The 18,240-nt window shown below is 42.0% G+C and carries 13 protein-coding genes and 1 other RNA gene; 6 read left to right on the top strand and 8 right to left on the bottom strand.

The window, feature by feature from the left end:
- The first annotated feature begins 5 nt into the window (after positions 1–5).
- Positions 6–713, top strand: coding sequence for an LOG family protein (locus tag QE417_RS23005; protein WP_311954274.1), 708 nt, complete (start codon positions 6–8; stop codon positions 711–713).
- Positions 714–768: 55 nt separating this feature from the next.
- Here the strand turns inward: QE417_RS23005 and QE417_RS23000 are convergent, their stop codons facing one another.
- A complete protein-coding gene (locus QE417_RS23000) occupies positions 769–1,575 on the bottom strand; it encodes a hypothetical protein (RefSeq protein ID WP_311954271.1) in 807 nt (268 codons plus the stop codon).
- An 86-nt stretch (positions 1,576–1,661) separates the two neighbouring features.
- A complete protein-coding gene (locus QE417_RS22995) occupies positions 1,662–4,385 on the bottom strand; it encodes an outer membrane beta-barrel protein (protein WP_311954268.1) in 2,724 nt (907 codons plus the stop codon).
- A gap of 326 nt (positions 4,386–4,711) precedes the next feature.
- On the opposite strand from QE417_RS22995, the gene QE417_RS22990 reads away from it, so the two are divergent.
- From QE417_RS22990 to QE417_RS22975, 4 genes are all read left to right on the top strand, one after another.
- Complete coding sequence (locus QE417_RS22990; RefSeq protein ID WP_311954266.1) at positions 4,712–5,983, top strand: TCR/Tet family MFS transporter; 1,272 nt, start codon at positions 4,712–4,714, stop codon at positions 5,981–5,983.
- A 30-nt stretch (positions 5,984–6,013) separates the two neighbouring features.
- Positions 6,014–7,237, top strand: a complete 1,224-nt coding sequence (locus QE417_RS22985; protein ID WP_311954264.1) for a TCR/Tet family MFS transporter — start codon at positions 6,014–6,016, stop codon at positions 7,235–7,237.
- Between the two features lie 359 nt (positions 7,238–7,596).
- Positions 7,597–7,977: RNase P RNA component class A (gene rnpB / locus QE417_RS22980), an RNA gene on the top strand.
- Between the two features lie 127 nt (positions 7,978–8,104).
- On the top strand, positions 8,105–9,505 hold the full coding sequence (locus QE417_RS22975) for a sigma-54-dependent transcriptional regulator (protein WP_311954260.1): 1,401 nt from the start codon (positions 8,105–8,107) through the stop codon (positions 9,503–9,505).
- Positions 9,506–9,749: 244 nt separating this feature from the next.
- Here the strand turns inward: QE417_RS22975 and QE417_RS22970 are convergent, their stop codons facing one another.
- The 3 genes from QE417_RS22970 to QE417_RS22960 form a co-directional block, all read right to left on the bottom strand.
- Positions 9,750–10,121: a single-stranded DNA-binding protein gene (locus tag QE417_RS22970; protein WP_311954257.1), complete on the bottom strand. Its 372-nt coding sequence runs from the start codon at positions 10,119–10,121 to the stop codon at positions 9,750–9,752.
- 58 nt (positions 10,122–10,179) lie between these two features.
- Positions 10,180–10,524, bottom strand: coding sequence for a response regulator (locus QE417_RS22965; protein WP_311954254.1), 345 nt, complete (start codon positions 10,522–10,524; stop codon positions 10,180–10,182).
- A gap of 252 nt (positions 10,525–10,776) precedes the next feature.
- On the bottom strand, positions 10,777–11,460 hold the full coding sequence (locus QE417_RS22960) for a response regulator transcription factor (RefSeq protein WP_311954252.1): 684 nt from the start codon (positions 11,458–11,460) through the stop codon (positions 10,777–10,779).
- 198 nt (positions 11,461–11,658) lie between these two features.
- Here QE417_RS22960 and QE417_RS22955 point away from each other — a divergent pair, with 198 nt between their 5' ends.
- Positions 11,659–14,718, top strand: a complete 3,060-nt coding sequence (locus tag QE417_RS22955) for a GAF domain-containing protein (RefSeq protein ID WP_311954250.1) — start codon at positions 11,659–11,661, stop codon at positions 14,716–14,718.
- Between the two features lie 192 nt (positions 14,719–14,910).
- Here QE417_RS22955 and QE417_RS22950 read toward each other — a convergent pair whose 3' ends face one another.
- The 3 genes from QE417_RS22950 to QE417_RS22940 all read right to left on the bottom strand — a co-directional run bounded on the left by QE417_RS22950 (position 14,911) and on the right by QE417_RS22940 (position 18,179).
- Positions 14,911–15,840, bottom strand: a complete 930-nt coding sequence (locus tag QE417_RS22950; RefSeq protein ID WP_311954247.1) for a hypothetical protein — start codon at positions 15,838–15,840, stop codon at positions 14,911–14,913.
- A gap of 137 nt (positions 15,841–15,977) precedes the next feature.
- Positions 15,978–16,694, bottom strand: coding sequence for a hypothetical protein (locus tag QE417_RS22945; RefSeq protein WP_311954245.1), 717 nt, complete (start codon positions 16,692–16,694; stop codon positions 15,978–15,980).
- Positions 16,695–16,949: 255 nt separating this feature from the next.
- Positions 16,950–18,179, bottom strand: coding sequence for a pyridoxal phosphate-dependent aminotransferase (locus QE417_RS22940; RefSeq protein ID WP_311954244.1), 1,230 nt, complete (start codon positions 18,177–18,179; stop codon positions 16,950–16,952).
- Between the last annotated feature and the right edge of the window lie 61 nt (positions 18,180–18,240).

Below are 18,240 nucleotides of genomic sequence, written 5' to 3'. Positions count from 1 at the left end.
GATATATGACAGGTGATGATAAAATAAGAAGAGCTTTCCAGAATCAAAACTGGCATGAAATAAAGGTGTCAGACTCGTGGGCCATATTTAAAATAATGGCCGAGTTTGTGGATGGCTTTGAGAAACTGGCCAAGATTGGTCCCTGCGTTTCCATCTTCGGATCGGCACGTACCAAGAACGAAAACCCTTATTACGAAATGGCGGTTGAATGCGGCCGTTTACTATCGGAGCAGGGCTACGGCGTTATTTCGGGCGGTGGTCCGGGTATTATGGAAGCAGCCAATAAAGGCGCTTACGAGGCCGGTGGCAAATCAGTAGGTTTAAATATCGACCTGCCTTTTGAACAGTTTCATAATAAGTACATCGACCGCGATAAGTTGCTGGAGTTTGATTACTTTTTTGTGCGCAAGGTAATGTTTATGAAGTACTCGCAGGGTTTCATTGTACTACCAGGCGGCTTTGGTACGCTCGACGAATCGTTTGAGGCTATTACCCTCATACAAACCGGTAAAATTGCCCGTTTCCCAATTGTGTTTGTAGGTGTTGATTATTGGAAAGGTTTATTTGAATGGGTAGAGAAAACCATGCTGGGCAAAGAAAACAATATTAGCCCCGATGATTTAAACCTTTACCGTTTGGTAGATACCCCCGAAGAAGCTTGCGAGCATATCTTCCGTTTCTACAACAAGTATTTATTGAAACCCAACTTTTAATTTCATTTGTTCATGGTTGATGGTTCATAGTTCAAGGAAGGATTATGAACCATCTTTATTTCCAGAAATTGCAATGCGGGCAACCGCCATGTACAAGGTAAACGTAAGCTATTAAACCAACGTAAAGCAATAATGCTAAGCTTAGCAATACAGCCATGAGAATAGCCATCATTCGCCAAAATGATACAGGCTTTTTGTCACGAATTTCATTGTAATTATAAGTTTTGGGCGGTTTACCGAACTTAACCATCAAAGCAACTACCAGTATAAAAGCCAAGAGTGCTGCCGGCCAAAACCAGTTGCGGCTCCACCAAAACTTCCAGTACTTATAACGGGCTGCGCTTCTTTCTCCCGGCTCATCATAAAGTTTAGTAACATAATAGCCGTAACCATCTGCTTTACCTATCACAATTCGTATATTTTTTTTGTGTTCCAGCAAAAAGAAGTTTATGCGCGAGGTTTGCATCTCCACCTCGTTATTATCATAGGAGATAACCACATTAGTGTATGAAAAAGAACTTTTTACAAAATGCTTTTTAACGCTTAACACCTTCACAACCGCCTCGTCTTGTTTGTGAACCATGGCATCGTATAAATAGTGTAGCTTATCTGTAGTCGTTACTATTCCAAGCCAAAAAAATGCGCTTCCAAAAAGTAAAGTGGTGTAGGCTTCCCACTTTTTAAAGCCATGGTACCTAAAGCTGTAATAAGCCGTTATTAAAAAGCATATGATAAATATAGGTAACCCGTTTTGGTACTCATGCCGTTGATCGGTCATTTCAAAAGCACACTCAGCAACTATATACACGAGGGTAAAAACTGCGACAATAACTGCCAGCACAATTTTTTCGTTACGCTTCATTTACCGTTTTTAATATTATGAAGCAAGTACTAAAAAGGCATTTTGTTTTAACTACGTGCTCAAATATTAGATTATAATGTTATCGGCTACTTAGTAGTGGTTTTATTAAACTTAACCATGTAGGTTAGCAAAAAATAGCGTTTCAAAATATGGTTTTGGCTATCGGTTATAGAGTTGGTGCCGGCGTAACGATAAGTATTGATGTTTTGATCGAGCAGATCATAGCATGATAACTTAAGCTCTCCCCTGTCCTTTTTCAGCATTTGCAGTGCCACACTCAAATTAAGCAGGTTTGAGCTCTTTTGAAAACCCGCTGCGGCCAACGGGTTATAATTGTAATTATAGTTTCCTTCCCAATAAATGTGCTTAGGCCACCTTACTGTGTAATTGGCACCTGCACGATGCGAGGTGAATTTAATTTTCTCGAAATTAACACCGCTATACGAGGTTATTTGTGGTATAACAGCGTATTGCGGTGTTATTTCAACAATCTCTCTCCAGCCAATACTTGCCGATTGGCCTATTGAAAAATAGCTTGCATTTTGATAACCTTCGTTTTGATTGAGGATTACGGATGTGCGCGCGCGGTAAAAATACATGTACGGGTTGAAGCTTATTTGCCAAACTTTAGAGGTAGTTAACTTTTTGCTTAAACCTATGCTAAAGTTAAAATTGGATTGCCCGCTTCGGTTAACCGGCATGTTTACCGTTATACCTTCGGGGCTAATTTGCGATTTGTTAATTACGCTGTTCTCATCAAACGAAGCACTGGCGTTACTATAAATAAACATTTCGCTTTTTTGAATATACTTGTTATAGCTTACGTTGAAATTGTGGTTACGGGTAGGAACTAAGGAAGGGTTGCCCGTAAAAGCGTAAAGTTGCGTAGTACGAACGGTGATAGGCTGTATGTTGTAAACCGACGGCAGCGATACACTGGTGTTGTAGTTAACCGAAAAATCATAAGCCTGCAACCTTACCGAGGGTAAAAAGTTAAAATAGTTTTGTTTGGCATCGGGCACGTTTTTGTTGAAGCGGTTACGTATTTGCAAAAACTCGCCAGCCAGGTTTACATCAAATGATATTTTTTTGGTAACTTGATAAAACACACCTCCTTTAATTCCCTCGCTCCATTGGTTACGGTTAAGATCGGTGCTTTGATCATCTAAATAGGCGGTATACTGGCCAGTTTGCAGATTTTTATCAAATACAATTAACCTGCGTGCATCATAGCTGTAACGGCCACTGGCACCCACATTAGCAATTATTTTTTCCGAAAACGGATAACGGTAACTTACGTCGAGCCCGGCAGATGTATTGCGGTTAGCATTATCGGTAAGCCTGTCCAGCGTTTCAGACTTAATGGCCGCGGTTTGTGAAGCCAGGGCCAGATAATTAAAATCAGTGGATTGGTCGGGGTTAATATTGAGGTTATGATTAATGGTAAGCGATTCGCGCTTACGTTTTAATGTTTTATGATAGGTAAAAGTATGCTGAAACTGCAAACTGCTGTTATCATTACTAACAGAGTTAAAACTTTGGGTAAGCGGTTTAATACGATTTAATTGGGTGGCATCTCCACTTGCTTCATTTTTATCACCTGTAAATGATAATTTGGGCGTGTAGGTAATGGTAAGGGTGCTGTCGGGCATCCATCTTACCAGGCCGGTAGCATTATGTTTGCTGGTTACCGACGTTGCATTGTAAGTATTATTTGATAATAGCGTATCGGCATTTAAATACTGTTGGGTAAATGACGAACTAACCCGTTTTATCTGTGAGTTACTGTAAAAATAAATGAGGTTCATTTTAAGCTTTTTACCATAATCATTATTAAGGTTAAAACCACCCGAAAGTATCTTTTCGATACCGCCCCAGCCATTGCCCCCCACTGCTGCCGTACCGTTGTAAATGCCATCTTGCCCACTACGATTAAAACCTCCCAGTTGCGAAAGATCATTGCTTGAAAAGCCTGTTTTATTCAAGTTATTACCCACGCCAATAACGCTCACCTGCAAGGTATCTCTAAACACATTAAACAATGCGCCCGACTCAAACCTGTTGCGGCTGCCGCCCCCACCATATACTTTACCAAAAATACTTTTTTTAAAAGCCCGCTTAAATTTAAGGTTAATGATCTTACTCACCTTCGAATCATCAATTAAATGGTCAGGATCGTTTTCGCGATCGTCAAAAATCTGCACCTTATCCAGTAATGCGGCGTCGAGGTTTTTGGTGGCAATACGTATATCATTGCTAAAAAACTCTTTGCCATCAATAGTGAGTTTCGATACGGCTTTTCCTCCTACCTTAATGCTTCCATCATTGTCAATTTGCACGCCCGGTAGTTTTTTTAACAACTCTTCCACCACGGCATTAGGTCGCACTTTAAAAGCTTCTACCGCAAATTCAATAGTATCTTTGTTTACGGTGATGGCCTGGCGCTGCCCCGATACCACTACCTCGCCCAGCATTTTACTTTGAGTTTTCAGAATTATGGTGCCCATATCCAGCGTTTCGCCTTTTTTAAGGGTAACCAGTTTTACAAAATTGGCAAAACCGGTGTGCGATGCAATAATGGCCAGCCGCTTTTCGGAAGGTATACTACTGAACGAAAACTCACCTTTTTGGGTGGTTGAGGTATAGGAAACAAAGGTTGAATCTTTAAGGTTGGTAATGCCAATGGTCACCATTTCCATTGGTTTATTGGTGGCCGAATCGATAACGAGACCTTTAATTCCCGATTTATTTTGAGCAAAAGATGTATTAAATGTTAAAACCAGCAAAGCGGCCAGAAGAATATTCTTCATCAAATTGTGTAAGGTTGATATGTTAAGGTGTAAACGGTGTGATCGTTGGTGAAATCACAGGCACAAGATATATAAAAACCACATATTTGATTTGTTAAATTAAGTTAAAATCATTGGTCGATGCATTGTGCCTGTTCATCGGTACTCGCTGCTTTACTGATAAACAACAGGTAGGTTTGACACTCAGGTTAACCTGTTTTTGTAGTATATTTACAGGATAATTGCGCAGGGCTTTCTTAACAGGAAGTCCTGTTTTTGTTGACTCCAATACTTCTAATTAGCTCATTCAAACCATCATCTGCAAAAAAGTTTTTACTTTTGCGGCCATGGACCAACCCGTACAACCTAAACGCGAGGCAGCCTTAGGCTTTATTTTCATTACTCTTTTAATTGATATTACGGGCTTTGGTATAGTTATACCGGTGTTCCCTAAACTTATAGAGAACCTGATTCATGGCAACCTGAGCGATGCCGCCCGTTATGGGGGCTGGCTTACTTTTGCTTACTCGGTTATGCAGTTTTTATTTGCACCTGTGCTGGGTAATCTGAGTGATAAATATGGACGCAGGCCGGTTTTACTGGGTTCGTTATTAGGCTTTGGTATTGATTATACCTTTCTGGCTTTTGCGCCAAGCATTTGGTGGCTGTTTGTAGGAAGGTTAATTGCCGGTATTACAGGTGCCAGCTTTACCACGGCATCGGCCTATATTGCCGATGTAAGCACACCCGAAAAACGGGCACAAAACTTTGGTATCATTGGCGCAGCCTTTGGTTTAGGTTTTATTATAGGTCCTGTATTAGGTGGCGTATTAGGCCAGTACAGTACTAAACTACCATTTTTAGCCGCCGCCGGATTGGCCTTGCTAAACGCCGCCTATGGTTATTTTGTATTACCCGAATCTTTATCTATAGAGAACCGCCGTGAGTTTGAATGGAAGCGTGCAAACCCTATAGGCTCTTTAATGCAATTAAAAAAATACCCGGCTATAAGCGGTTTAATAGCTTCATTAATACTTATTTACATTGCTGCCCACGCCGTACAAAGCACCTGGACATTCTTCACCATGGAACGCTTTAAATGGAACGAATCCCTGGTAGGTTATTCATTAGGTTTTGTAGGCTTACTATCGGGTTTGGTGCAGGGTTTACTCATACGCATAACCATACCCAAATTGGGGCAAAAAAAAAGTATTGCCATAGGCTTATTGCTATATAGCCTGGGGTTGTTCCTGTTTGCGTTTGCCAACCAAAGCTGGATGATGTTTGCCATATTGGTACCTTATTGCCTTGGCGGTATTGCAGGCCCGGCATTACAGGGTTTAATTAGCAACCAGATACCGCCAAACGAACAAGGCGAACTACAGGGCGGTTTAACCAGTTTAATGAGCGTAACCTCCATTGTTGGTCCGCCTTTAATGACCACCTTGTTTGCCTACTTTACCGGTAAAAATGCCCCGGTTTCATTTCCGGGTGCACCCTTTTTAATGGGTGCGGTACTCATGCTGCTGAGCACCATACTGGCAGTACGTAGTTTTAGAAAAGCCCGTATTGTACTTAACAGCACTGAAGAGAAAGTTACACCAAACAATTTTCATTAAATCTCTTTTTAAAGGAGATAGTTTGATACCATGACCGAAGCTACCCCAACCAAACGCCCTGCGGCACTTGGTTTTATATTTATAACCATACTTATTGATACGCTTGGCCTTGGTGTTATCATCCCGGTATTACCCGAGTTACTCGAAACCCTGGGGCATTACAACGTTAGCCAGGCATCGCAAATAAATGGCTACCTCACCTTTGTATATGCGCTCATGCAGTTCCTGTTTTCATCGGTGCTGGGCAACCTGAGCGACAGGTATGGACGCAGACCGGTTTTACTTATTTCGATGGTAGGATTTGGTATCGATTATGCTTTTATGGCTTTTGCCCCTACCGTTTTCTGGCTGTTTATAGGGCGTATAATTGCAGGCATTGCAGGTGCGAGCAGCACCACCGCAACAGCATATATTGCCGATGTTAGCACCGGCGACAACCGCGCAGCAAACTTTGGTATTATTGGTGCAGCAACAGGCCTGGGCTTTATATTAGGGATTGCGTTAGGCGGCTACCTGGGTGAGGTTGGTCTTAAAATACCCTTTATGGCTGCAGCGGGCATGGCTTTACTCAATGCCCTGTATGGCTATTTCGTTCTGCCCGAATCATTATCACCCGAACACCGCCGTCCATTTAATTGGAAACGGGCTAACCCAGTTAGTACATTACGCAGGCTTGGCACCTATCCCGGTGTATCGGGCTTAATCAGTGCATTCTTCCTGGTTTATATTGCTTCAAAAGCAGTGGAAAGTGTGTTAGCCTTTTTCCTGGTAGAAAAATTTGACTGGAGCAAAAGCGCCATTAGCAGCCTGGGTATATTTATTGGTGTGCTGCTCATTGGTATACAGGGCGGATTGATCCGTATCATCATCCCCAAACTGGGTCAGGAAAAAAGCATTGTTGCCGGGTTACTGTTTTACGCCATAGGCTTGGTGCTAATAGCATTTGTTAACCAAGGATGGCTAATGTACGTTTATATGATTCCGTATTGCCTGGGTGGTATATCGGGTCCTGCGTTGCAAGGTTTTATTACGGCCCACGTTTCGGCCAATGAACAAGGCGAACTACAGGGTGGCCTAAACGGATTAGTAAGTATAGCCACGGTTATTGGTCCGCTTTTAATGAGTTCGGTATTTGCGCATTTCACCAATCCTAAAACATCTTCTATCCATTTCCCCGGTGCACCGTATTTGTTAGGCGCTATTTTAATGCTCATTAGTGTATTTATAGCAATGAAGAGTTTTAAGAAGGCGTGATGTAGTTAAAGGTTAAGTTGTTGATTAGTTGATTTCGTTAAGAATTTTTAACATGTTTTTGCCTATTCAGCGCGTCGATTAACTAACATTAATAGGTTATCATATGCCTCATAAATCCTGTAAATTCAAAATTGTTGTCAAAACAAACTGTAGTTTGCGTTAGGGATAGAAGCGTAAAGCCCGGAACGCAGCATAGCGGAGCGAGGACTTGCAGCGGATAGCCCGGGCCGGAGGCAACGCCCAAGTATTAGTTATTGGTAAATAGTTATTGAGTTATTAGGTTACATATTACCTGACTATCAAATTAACTTTAAAACCAAATAACTCATTAACTTAATAACATAATAACTAATTTTACTCCCGCAAAACGTTCTATCGCTGCCCGAGTAATTGGGCGGAGGAAAGTCCGGGCAACGCAGAGCATCCTGCTTCCTAACGGGAAGGCGCCTCGCAGCGGGCGACAGCCAGTGCCACAGAGAATATACCGCCGGCACCGCCGGTAAGGGTGAAAACGTGAGGTAAGAGCTCACGGCTTGTATAGGCGACTATACTTGCGGTAAACCTCAGGAGTTGAAAGACCAAATAGGTCACGGAATATCAGGGTGGCTCGCTTTGTACAGGCTTCGGCCCGTATCCGTGATGGGTAGGTTGATAAAGCCTGTTAGCAATAACAGGACGAGATTAATGATAGAAACTGCCGCCAGGCAGCACAGAACCCGGCTTACAGTTTTGTTGCTGTATTTTAACCCCTTTTGCTATTTTGCAGGAGGGGTTAACTTTTTTTGAAACAATTTGGCGAGTGTTTGTTTTACTATACAAAATGCTATATTAGCACCGGAAGTACTACCTCCCTTTGGAAAGAAAAACATGGCGAAAATTTTAATTATTGACGACGAACGCGCGATTCGTAACACCCTGCGCGAAATACTGGAATACGAAGATTACGTGGTTGAAGACATTGACAATGGCGTTGATGGACTGCAACTTATAGAAAAAAATGATTATGATTTGGTGCTGTGCGATATAAAAATGAATCGCATGGATGGCTTGGAGGTACTTACCGATGGTTTGGCAATTAAGCCCGATCTTCCCTTCATCATGATATCGGGCCATGGCACGGTGGAAACCGCTGTTGAGGCCAGCAAAAAAGGAGCTTTTGATTTTATTTCGAAACCACCTGATTTGAATCGCTTGCTCATTACCGTACGCAACGCGCTTGACCGCGGTAGTTTGGTAACCGAAGCCAAGGTATTAAAACGCAAAGTATCAAAGGTACGCCCTATTTTAGGCGAATCGCAGGGTATATTAAAGATTAAGGAAACCATCGACCGTGTTGCCCCTACCGAGGCCCGTGTGCTGGTAACAGGTGCAAATGGTAGCGGTAAGGAGTTGGTTGCACGCTGGTTGCACGAAAAATCGAACCGTTCAAACGCCCCTATTATTGAGGTAAACTGTGCGGCTATACCTTCTGAATTAATTGAAAGTGAGTTATTTGGCCACGAAAAGGGCTCGTTTACGTCGGCAGTAAAGCAGCGTATAGGTAAGTTTGAATCGGCCAACGGAGGCACCTTGTTTTTGGATGAGATTGGCGATATGAGCCATTCGGCGCAGGCTAAAGTATTGCGTGCCTTGCAAGAAAACCGCATTACCCGCGTAGGTGGCGAAAAGGAAATTGAGGTTGATGTACGTGTGGTAGCTGCTACAAACAAAGACCTTTTAAAAGAAATTGAAAATGGCAATTTCAGGATGGACTTGTACCACCGCCTGAGCGTTATTTTAATTCACGTACCGCCCCTTGTAGACCGCCGCGATGATATACCGTTACTGGCTACCAGCTTCTTAGAAGAAATTTGCAACGAGTACGGCATGCCTACCAAACGCATTAGCGAGGCTGGTTTAGAAGCCCTTAAAGCCCTGCCGTGGACGGGTAATATACGCGAGCTACGTAACATGATTGAGCGCCTTATCATCTTGAGCGACAAGATCATAACTGATGCTGATGTGAAAGCTTTTGCCAACCCGTCGGCACCGGTAACGGCAGCAACTATTGGTAGTGGTGGTGCCTTAACGGCAGCAGCAGCACAGCAAACTGATTACGACCAGTTTAAAAACTTCCAGGAGTATAAAGACTATGCCGAGCGCGAATACATAAAATTTAAGCTCGAAAAAAATAACTGGAATGTATCAAAAACAGCCGATGACATTGATATTCAACGCAGTCACTTGTATAGCAAGATCGAAAAATTTGGATTAAAAAGGGGTGAATAACCCCTTTTTTGTTTATCTGTTCCCTACCCCATTTTTGCTTCTGAAAACCTCGAAATTGCCCGATTTTACCCCGGTGTTTCATAAAGTATTTCATGAAACGTATTGCGCACATTGAAGGGGTTGAACACATTGAACACCCGCACAATCCTGTCAGTACCTTTTCGGCAAAAATTAATCACGCACTTTTTTAAGATTGCTAATTCCTTCCAAGCTTACCCAAAACATTATCCTGCAAAAATTATTGCTAACCGAAATCAACGGTGCGCATTTGAGCTGCGGTTGGTATCTCGGGTGCATGCCTGTCTACCTGGTTGGCAATTACCTCGGTTTTGTAGCGTTTTATATTTTCGGCATCTATAAAAGAGCGGGTATGCAGTTTGCCCTGTACAAACACAATGTCATCTTTTTTAAAAGTAAAGCGCTTTAGCGCGTGGCTTTTTTCGGGTATTTTAATACGGTGGTTTTCAAGATGTTCTATATCTTCTTTTTGGCTAAAAATTATTTCTTTGGTGGTGAGGGTAAAGCACAACATGCGCTCGTTACCTTCATCATGCCAACGGGGTTCGGCGGTTATTTGTCCGGCCAGGAGTACTTTATTAATTCCATCATTACTCATAAATTGCAGGCAGCTGAATGTTATATTTTAGTTTAATGTTTCTATTGCAGTTAGTTCGTTAATTTTTTCCAACCAAATTGTTCAGGTCAAAGGATATGGCAACAAATGCGTTGCAGCCAAAGTAACCTAACGAATTAATGACACTGGAATAGGCCGAAAGTATAACCATGGGTATGTGAGCCGTATTACTATCTTTTTTTACAAGACTGCAAAGCTCTCCCCCGTTAATGCCATTTAAAATATAGTCTAACAGTACTATATCAGGGTTGTGCAGTTTAATTAAAGCCATTATATTATCTGTAAACAATTCGGTATGAACTGTAAACCCTTCATAGCTCAAAGCTTCTTTCATTACTTCGGGCGTATCGGGGTCATTATCAATAATCAATATTCTCTTGCTCACAGCAAACCCTCCTTTATTTTATCTTCATAAAAATAGAATGGCCAAAGCCTGGCTTATGAACCATTCACTATTAAGTTGAAAAAAGTGAATATGCGGGAATTGCACACCATGCCCGAGGTTTAACTTGTTTCAAAGCTACACTTAAGCGTTTGTACAACTACAGTATTTATACGGCGGGAAATTATTGATTAATACGGAATATTAAATTTCTATGAAATTTTAATAATTATTAGATGAATTATGGCGTTTAATTTAACGGATAATTCCATGCAATAGCGCAAACCTGATGAGTGCTGCAGTGTTACGCGAGCCGGTTTTATTCATAAGATTTTGGCGGTAGCCTTCTACCGTGCGTTTGCCGGTAAACAGCTTATCGCCTATTTGCTGGTTGGTATAACCTTCGGCAATCAATTGCAAAACTTCAATGTCACGTTCTGATAGGTCCAGGTCAAGTTCTTCATCAGGCTGCAGTAACTCAGGTGCTGTTCCTAACCGTTTAACCAGCTTCATGCCCAGTTCGGCACAAATATACTCCTGCCCGGCCTGTACAAGTTTTATAGCAAACATCAGCTCCTCGGGCGATACATTTTTTAACAAATAAGCCGATGCCCCGGCATTAAACGCACGCGTAATAAACTTATCGTTATCCAGCATACTTAAAACCACAACGCGGGTTTTAGGCCATGCAACCTTCAAGTTTTCAATAAGTTCAACGCCACCCATACCCGGCATGTTAATATCGGTAATGAGAATATCAGGCCGTAAGCCATCATTAATAAGCTGCAATGCCTCTGCCCCGTTTTCAGCCTCTCCTACAATATGTATGAATGATTGTTTTTCGAGCAACGACCGTATTCCGTTGCGCACAATGTGATGATCTTCGGCTAATAAGATGTTAACTTTACGGAAGTCGGGCTTCTGGATGATCGCATTCATTCTTAAAAATTAAAATCTTAATACTAAATAGAGTTTAAGTATTAAGTAGATTATTTGTTTTCGAAACAAATTTATTCTTGCAATGTTTAAAATTAGCGTTTTCCTTTATAAAAATCCCGTCTATCTCTTCGGTATATAATTGGTTTACGTTTTTTAATTGATGCTATTACATTGCTCCTTGTGGCGTTTGCTGTACCTATGAAAAATAATTTGCCGCAACCCCATGTTATTACACCCGTTGCCGAAGCCTTACAAAAGCAGATTTTTTTGCTGGAGTTTAGCGATGCTTTGCGCCCCCTTGCCAACCCGGCCGAAATAGCTAAAATAGCTTGTAAAATGCTGGTTGAAGCACTTTGCGCCTCCAAAGCTGAGTATACGCTTAACCAGGGTGAGCCGGGTGAGGAAATTGGCGAAGTTTGGGGCGAATATGTAAAAACAGGCAGTTCCATGCCCAAACGCTTCCTACTGGCACCCTTCGGGGAAAATAATATAGCACTGTTGCGCAGCGGAAGCACCTATGTATTAACTAATGCTCATACCGATGCGGGTTTAACCCCAAAGCAACGGGCGGCTTTTATAGCTGTTGAATCGCCATCGGTCATATCCGTACCGTTGGTAAAAGACGGACGATTTGTGGCCACATTTACTATACATGACAATAAACCGCGCGGGTGGACATCATGGGAAATATCACTTGTAGAGGAAGTAGCCGAGCGCACCTGGGCAGCGGTTGAAAAAGGCATAGTAGAAGATAACCTGCGTAAGTCGAAAGACAAGTATCGTACCCTGTTTGAAAGTATTGACGAAGGATTTTGCATTATTGAAATGCTTTATGATGAAAACGGTGTGGCTGTAGATTATCTTTTTATAGAGGTAAACCATGTTTTTGAAAAGCAAACCGGTTTGCGTAATGTGGTAGGCCAAACCGTAAACCAACTAACCGGCGGCATTGAGCGTTATTGGCTTGATGATTACGACCAGGTTGCCCGTACCGGCAAACCACTCCGCAAGGAAAACTATCATAAGGCTACCAACCGGTGGTATTTGGCCTACGCAGCGCGGGTTGGCGATGAAGACAGCAGGCAAATTGCAGTTGTATTTGATGACATAACCGGGCGTAAACAGCAGGAACAATATCATGCCTATTTACTTAAACTGAGCGATGCATTGAGAGACGTAGCCGATCCAAACAAAATTCAGGCCATAGCCACCCGCTTACTGGGCGAAGAACTGGGTGCCAACCAGGCACATTACAGCGAAACCATGGGCGATTTTGTAGTAATAAACCAGGGATGGGGTAATTTATTACAGCCCATGATCGGTAAGTTTAAATACATGGATTTTGGCAAAATGCTGGTAGACGGGTACCGCACGGGTAAGTTGCAGGTATCGCACAACATAAATACCGACCCTAATATTACCGATGACGAACGAGCCGTAATTGCAAACGCTGGTTTTAACGCCTACATGGCTATGCCGCTGGTTAAAAACGGAGTATGGGTGAGCACATTGGCCGTACATAATATAAAACCAAGGCGTTGGAAACAGCATGAAATGAATTTGCTGAAAGAAACGGCCGAACGCACGTGGGCAGCCGTTGAAAGGGCAAAAGCTATTGATTCATTACATGTTAGCGAAAGGTGGCTTAAAGGCCAGCAAATGGCTTTTAGTGCCGCCATGAACGGCGAGCCGCTATCGGCATCGTTGCAACCGTTAGTTGATACCATTATTCAGCATACCCATAATAAGGCCCGGGCTGCCTTTTACATGGAACCACAAAAAGGTGCAGGCTTGCATCTGATCACCGGCATGACCAGTGCTTACGCTGATGACATGAGCGGCTTTAAAATTGGTCGCGACATGCCCGCCTGCGGCCTGGCTATGCACACTGGCAAACCCGTTATAACGGCCGATGTGGAAGAGGATTTACTTTGGAAGCCTTTCATTCAAATTCCGCGTAAACATGAGTTTCGGGCTTGCTGGTCATTCCCAATACGCACCACCGATGGCCCGGTTATGGGTACACTTGCCATCTATTTTGCAGAGCCGCGTACCCCCACCCCAAGCGAATTAGAAATGGCCGAGGTTTTTGCTCATGCAGCTTCAATTATAATTTCGAGAGACACGGAGTTAAAAGAGCGCAGCCAGGCCGAAGCGGCCCTGCGTAAAAATGAAGCAGATTATCGCAAACGATTGGAGGCAGAGGTGCGAGAGCGTACAATAGAATTGAATTTAAACCAGGAATTACTGCAGGCAACGCTTAACAGTAATCCTGAAATGATACAGGTATTTAAAGCTTTGAGAAATGAGCAAGGCGAAATCATTGATTTTGTATGGATACTCAACAATCATGCTGCCGAACAGGCTTACGGTGATGTAATTGGTAAACGGCTTTTACAAAATAATCCGGGAGTTGAAACCGAGGGGATTTTTGAAAACTTTGTTAAGGTAACCGAAACGGGCATACCACAACAATATGAAAAGCATTATGTGCATGAGCAGTTTGATGGCTGGTTCTATCAATCGGTGGTTAAGCTTGATGATGGTGTAGCTACCAATACCGCAAACATAACCGGGTTGAAGAAAGCTGAAGAAAAACTGCGCAAACTGGAAGCCGAACAGCAACAGGAAGTGTTCAGGGTATCACTCAATACGGTTGAAGAAGAGCGCAGGCGCATAGCAGAAAGCATACATAACGGACTTGGGCAGGTACTTTACGGAATAAAAATTAGCTTGGCAGGGTTAATTAAAGACATGCCCTGGGCCGATTTTGAGGAAACCAAGAACTACACAAATCATTTATTAACTGATGTAATACAGGAAAGCCGCCGTATATCGCACGAGTTGATGCCCGCCACACTGGAAGAATTTGGTTTAAAAACAGCCATTGCCGATATGTGCCGTCAATTAGAAGATGGCATTCATTTTAGGTACAAGTTAACCGGATTGGAGCACCGGTTAGAAAAGTATCTTGAACTGGCTATATATCGCACCATGCAGGAGTTGTTAATGAACGTAGTAAAGCACTCCGGAGCCACACATGCCTACACCGAACTCAAAATAAGCCCCACCCAAATACTCATCAAAGTTAAAGATAACGGCCGGGGTATTAACGATACCCCCAAACACAAACCCGGCATAGGCCTGGCCTCCATACGCAGCAAAATAAAGCTGCTTAATGGCCGGGTAGAGATAACCTCTCCACCCAACGAGGGTACCCAGGTGGAGGTAACTATTCCGCTGCCTGATAAAGATTAAATAATTGATTTAAGGCATCTTTCCAACTATCTGCCGTCGGCATTGGGTTAATTTGAATGCTCCTAAATGCTGCCGCAAGCGTCCCGCTTGTGGTTTGATGCAAAGATTTTTCGATTGAGCTTAGGTGAGCTATTACCACAAGCGGGACGCTTGCGGGAGCGAGGGGATTAGCTGATGCTCCTGCAAGGAATATCAAAAGCCCGGAACAAAAATCTTTCCTTTTCTCAATCGTTGCTCAAATGCAGTCCTATCCCTCGGTATAATCTTTTTTGTTGAAACAGGTTCATTAGGTTTTTTTATATAAGTAAAAAATATAGGCTCTTTTTGAACTATCCCCGTAGAAGTATCTGTGTAATATATCAATAAATAATATTGAGTTAGTGGGCTTTTTAAACAGTCAATATAAATATTAACCTCGCTGGTAGTTAACGTCATACCATTCGGGATAACATCAAAGTTTGATGGATTAGGGGTTGAACTAAAGCAGAGCTTAATTGGATTAAAAAATGCAAAAACAGTACTATCAACATGAGCGGTTCTAAACCCAACGTTTCTAAATTGAAATGATATTTTGGGAATCATTCTCCTTGTCGAATCTATTATAACATCTGTAATAGTAAATACAGGGCGCTTTTCATATAGTTGTTCCTTGTATTGCAGTTGTTGCTCTTTAAATGTTTGTTCCGCCGTTCGAGATTGGCTTGTAATAGCTTTGAGTTGTTGCCTATTAATTTCAATCTGTTGCTCATTGAGTTCTTCCTGATGCAGTGATTGAATTTTTTGAAATGAGTCTTTTATGGTAACATTAATACTGTCTGCTGTATATTTATTTCTTTGTAAAACATCTTTTAGTGAATCTGCAATATTTTTTAAAGAATCACTTTTTCTTTGATAATTAAACTGAGAAACTGCGGATTCGTATTGTTTTGTACTTAAAATCAAATTCTTCCGAGAATAATAGTAGGTTACAAAAAGCGTCGCAAGCGTTAGTATACTTAAGGCAACGTTAACCCAAAACTGCAAACGACTTTCATTTCTTTCATAATAATCTTCATCGTTAGTATTGTCTGTTCGAGGTCTAACTATTCGGCTCCCAAAAAAATTATATATTCTTCTTCGCAATTTTAGATTTTTGGAGTAAAAAAATAAGGCTCATGCCAGCGCAAGATTAGTTTGTGGTGCTAATATTAGAAGTTATCAACTTACAAACACAGGTGGAACCTACGAATATGGCAGACTTGCTGCATCGAAGAGCGGAATTAAATAACATCCCAATTATCCCGAATTAATAAAGTGTCTTTTTGCAGTGTTTCTTTCATATTGGGCACATCTTTCAATGTATAAATTCGTCGCGCTGGTACATCTATCAAAATGCAATCTTTAGGTTTCACATTTATATTTTTAGCTTCATAATAATTTTTCAGAACATGAAGCTTTACAGCTGCCTCCTTTTCATGAAATTTTGTTTTTGAAAAACTGAATTTAAGAAACCCAACATGGTCTACCCCATATTCGTCATGTAACAGCATATCAGCCATTGCGCCAATTCGAACATTGTTAAGTATAATAGCGGCCTTTTTTTGCGCAAGGTTATCGTAATAAGTATATCTTTCAAGTAACGGGGTTAACAAAGCAGACATTGCGACAATCCCGTCCAAACCTTCAGCAGAATAAAAGTGATTTTTGTACATCACTTTCTCCTTGGGGTAAGTACTGGCTATCTTTTTATACTCTTTGGCCTTTCGCTTAAATTCATCAAAATATAAATCGTAATAGCCTTTAATATTTCCAGAAAATGTCTCACACAAACATTTTCTGGCTAACTCATAATACCCCGGTACAAAATCAGATGGATATTTACTTTTCTTGATAATACCAAGCTTACCTTTCTCTGTTGCTACAACCAATCTTCCCATCATGGTTAAAGACATCTTTGGTTCTTGAACAATTTTACGAACTTCAACTTCTAATTCCACAACACTTATATTTAATATTAAAATACCATTTTTTTCGGCATCACATTAAAGGTACAAACAATCAACACTTTACAATACAAATACTTTTACACATCACCTTAAAATTACTAACATTATTAGCTTAAATACTTTTAGATACTATTTGTTTTGTGGCCATACAAATACAGGTAAAATCTGTATTTGTAGTAGCGGGCACAAAAAAGCCGTTGCCTGCACACGCAAGCAACGGCTTTTATATATCAATATTCTGAAATATTACGATTGCACACTCGCAGCAACCTGCTCCTGTTCTACTGTGCCGGGATAAACTTTCAAAGCTTCCTCCAAACAGGTCATAGCGTTTTGCAGGTCGGTGGTGTTGAGCACGTAGGCCATGCGTACCTCATTTACGCCTGCGCCTTTGGTGCTGTAAAAGCCTGTTGCAGGGGCCATCATTACGGTTGCATTGTTGTGGCTAAAGCTTTCGAGTATCCACTGGCAAAACTTGTCGGCATTGTCTATAGGTAGTTTAGCTACCACATAAAACGCGCCGCCAGGGTTAGGGCAAAATACGCCGTCCATTTGGTTAAGGGCGTTTACCAATATATCGCGGCGGTGGGTGTATTCTTTGTTTACGGTTTCAAAGTAGCTATCGGGGGTATCAACGGCAGCTTCGCCGGCAATTTGCTCTACCAAACCGGGGCTTAAACGGGCTTGTGCAAATTTAAGGGCAGCCTGCAATACTTCCTTGTTTTTGGTAATGAGGCAACCTAAACGGGCACCGCATGCACTGTAACGCTTGCTTACGGTGTCCATAATAATTACGTTATCGTCAATACCCTCCAAATGCATAGGCGAAATAAACTCGCGCCCATCGTAGCAAAACTCGCGGTACGCCTCGTCAGAGAAAAGGTACAGATCATACTTCAACACCAGTTCTTTCAGCGCCTGCATTTCTTCTTTAGAGTACAGGTAGCCGGTAGGGTTATTAGGGTTACAAATGATGATGGCCTTGGTGCGGTTAGTAATCAGCTTTTCAAACTCGCTAATGGCTGGCAGGGCAAAACCATTGTCAATGTACGACAGGATGGGCTTTACCACAATATCGCTCTGTACGGCAAAGCTATTGTAGTTGGCGTAAAATGGCTCAGGAATAATTACCTCGTCGCCCGGGTTAAGGCAGGTCATCATGGCTATGGTAATCGCTTCCGAACCGCCGGTGGTTACAATAATGTTCGACGGATCGATGCCGTAATTTAGCTTATTATAATATTCGGTAAGCTTTTTACGGTATGATAAGGTTCCTTCTGATGCGGTATAGGCCCACACCTTAAAGTCGATATTTTTAACGGCATTCAGCATGCCTTCGGGCGTTTCAATATCAGGCTGACCAATGTTTAAATGATAAACCTTTTTGCCATCCAGTTTGGCCTGTTCGGCAAACGGGGTTAATTTACGTATTGGTGAAGCAGGTATAACCTGGCCCTTGTTAGAGATTTTTGGCATGATGCAAAATTACAAAACATTATTTGGTGTAGAATGGATAATTTTCACGACAGCAGAAATA

This window comes from Mucilaginibacter terrae, from assembly GCF_031951985.1.
Lineage (GTDB): Bacteria > Bacteroidota > Bacteroidia > Sphingobacteriales > Sphingobacteriaceae > Mucilaginibacter > Mucilaginibacter terrae_A.
Note: the sequence above shows the minus strand (reverse complement) of the source record. Positions and strands in the feature narration are given on the sequence as shown.

Excerpts from the sequence above, each read along its gene's own strand:
- QE417_RS23005 (WP_311954274.1), top strand. The coding sequence starts at position 6 with ATGACAGGTGATGATAAAATAAGAAGAGCTTTCCAGAATCAAAACTGG.
- QE417_RS23000 (WP_311954271.1), bottom strand. The coding sequence starts at position 1,575 with ATGAAGCGTAACGAAAAAATTGTGCTGGCAGTTATTGTCGCAGTTTTT.
- QE417_RS22995 (WP_311954268.1), bottom strand. The coding sequence starts at position 4,385 with ATGAAGAATATTCTTCTGGCCGCTTTGCTGGTTTTAACATTTAATACA.
- QE417_RS22990 (WP_311954266.1), top strand. The coding sequence starts at position 4,712 with ATGGACCAACCCGTACAACCTAAACGCGAGGCAGCCTTAGGCTTTATT.
- QE417_RS22985 (WP_311954264.1), top strand. The coding sequence starts at position 6,014 with ATGACCGAAGCTACCCCAACCAAACGCCCTGCGGCACTTGGTTTTATA.
- QE417_RS22975 (WP_311954260.1), top strand. The coding sequence starts at position 8,105 with ATGGCGAAAATTTTAATTATTGACGACGAACGCGCGATTCGTAACACC.
- QE417_RS22970 (WP_311954257.1), bottom strand. The coding sequence starts at position 10,121 with ATGAGTAATGATGGAATTAATAAAGTACTCCTGGCCGGACAAATAACC.
- QE417_RS22960 (WP_311954252.1), bottom strand. The coding sequence starts at position 11,460 with ATGAATGCGATCATCCAGAAGCCCGACTTCCGTAAAGTTAACATCTTA.
- QE417_RS22955 (WP_311954250.1), top strand. The coding sequence starts at position 11,659 with ATGAAAAATAATTTGCCGCAACCCCATGTTATTACACCCGTTGCCGAA.
- QE417_RS22940 (WP_311954244.1), bottom strand. The coding sequence starts at position 18,179 with ATGCCAAAAATCTCTAACAAGGGCCAGGTTATACCTGCTTCACCAATA.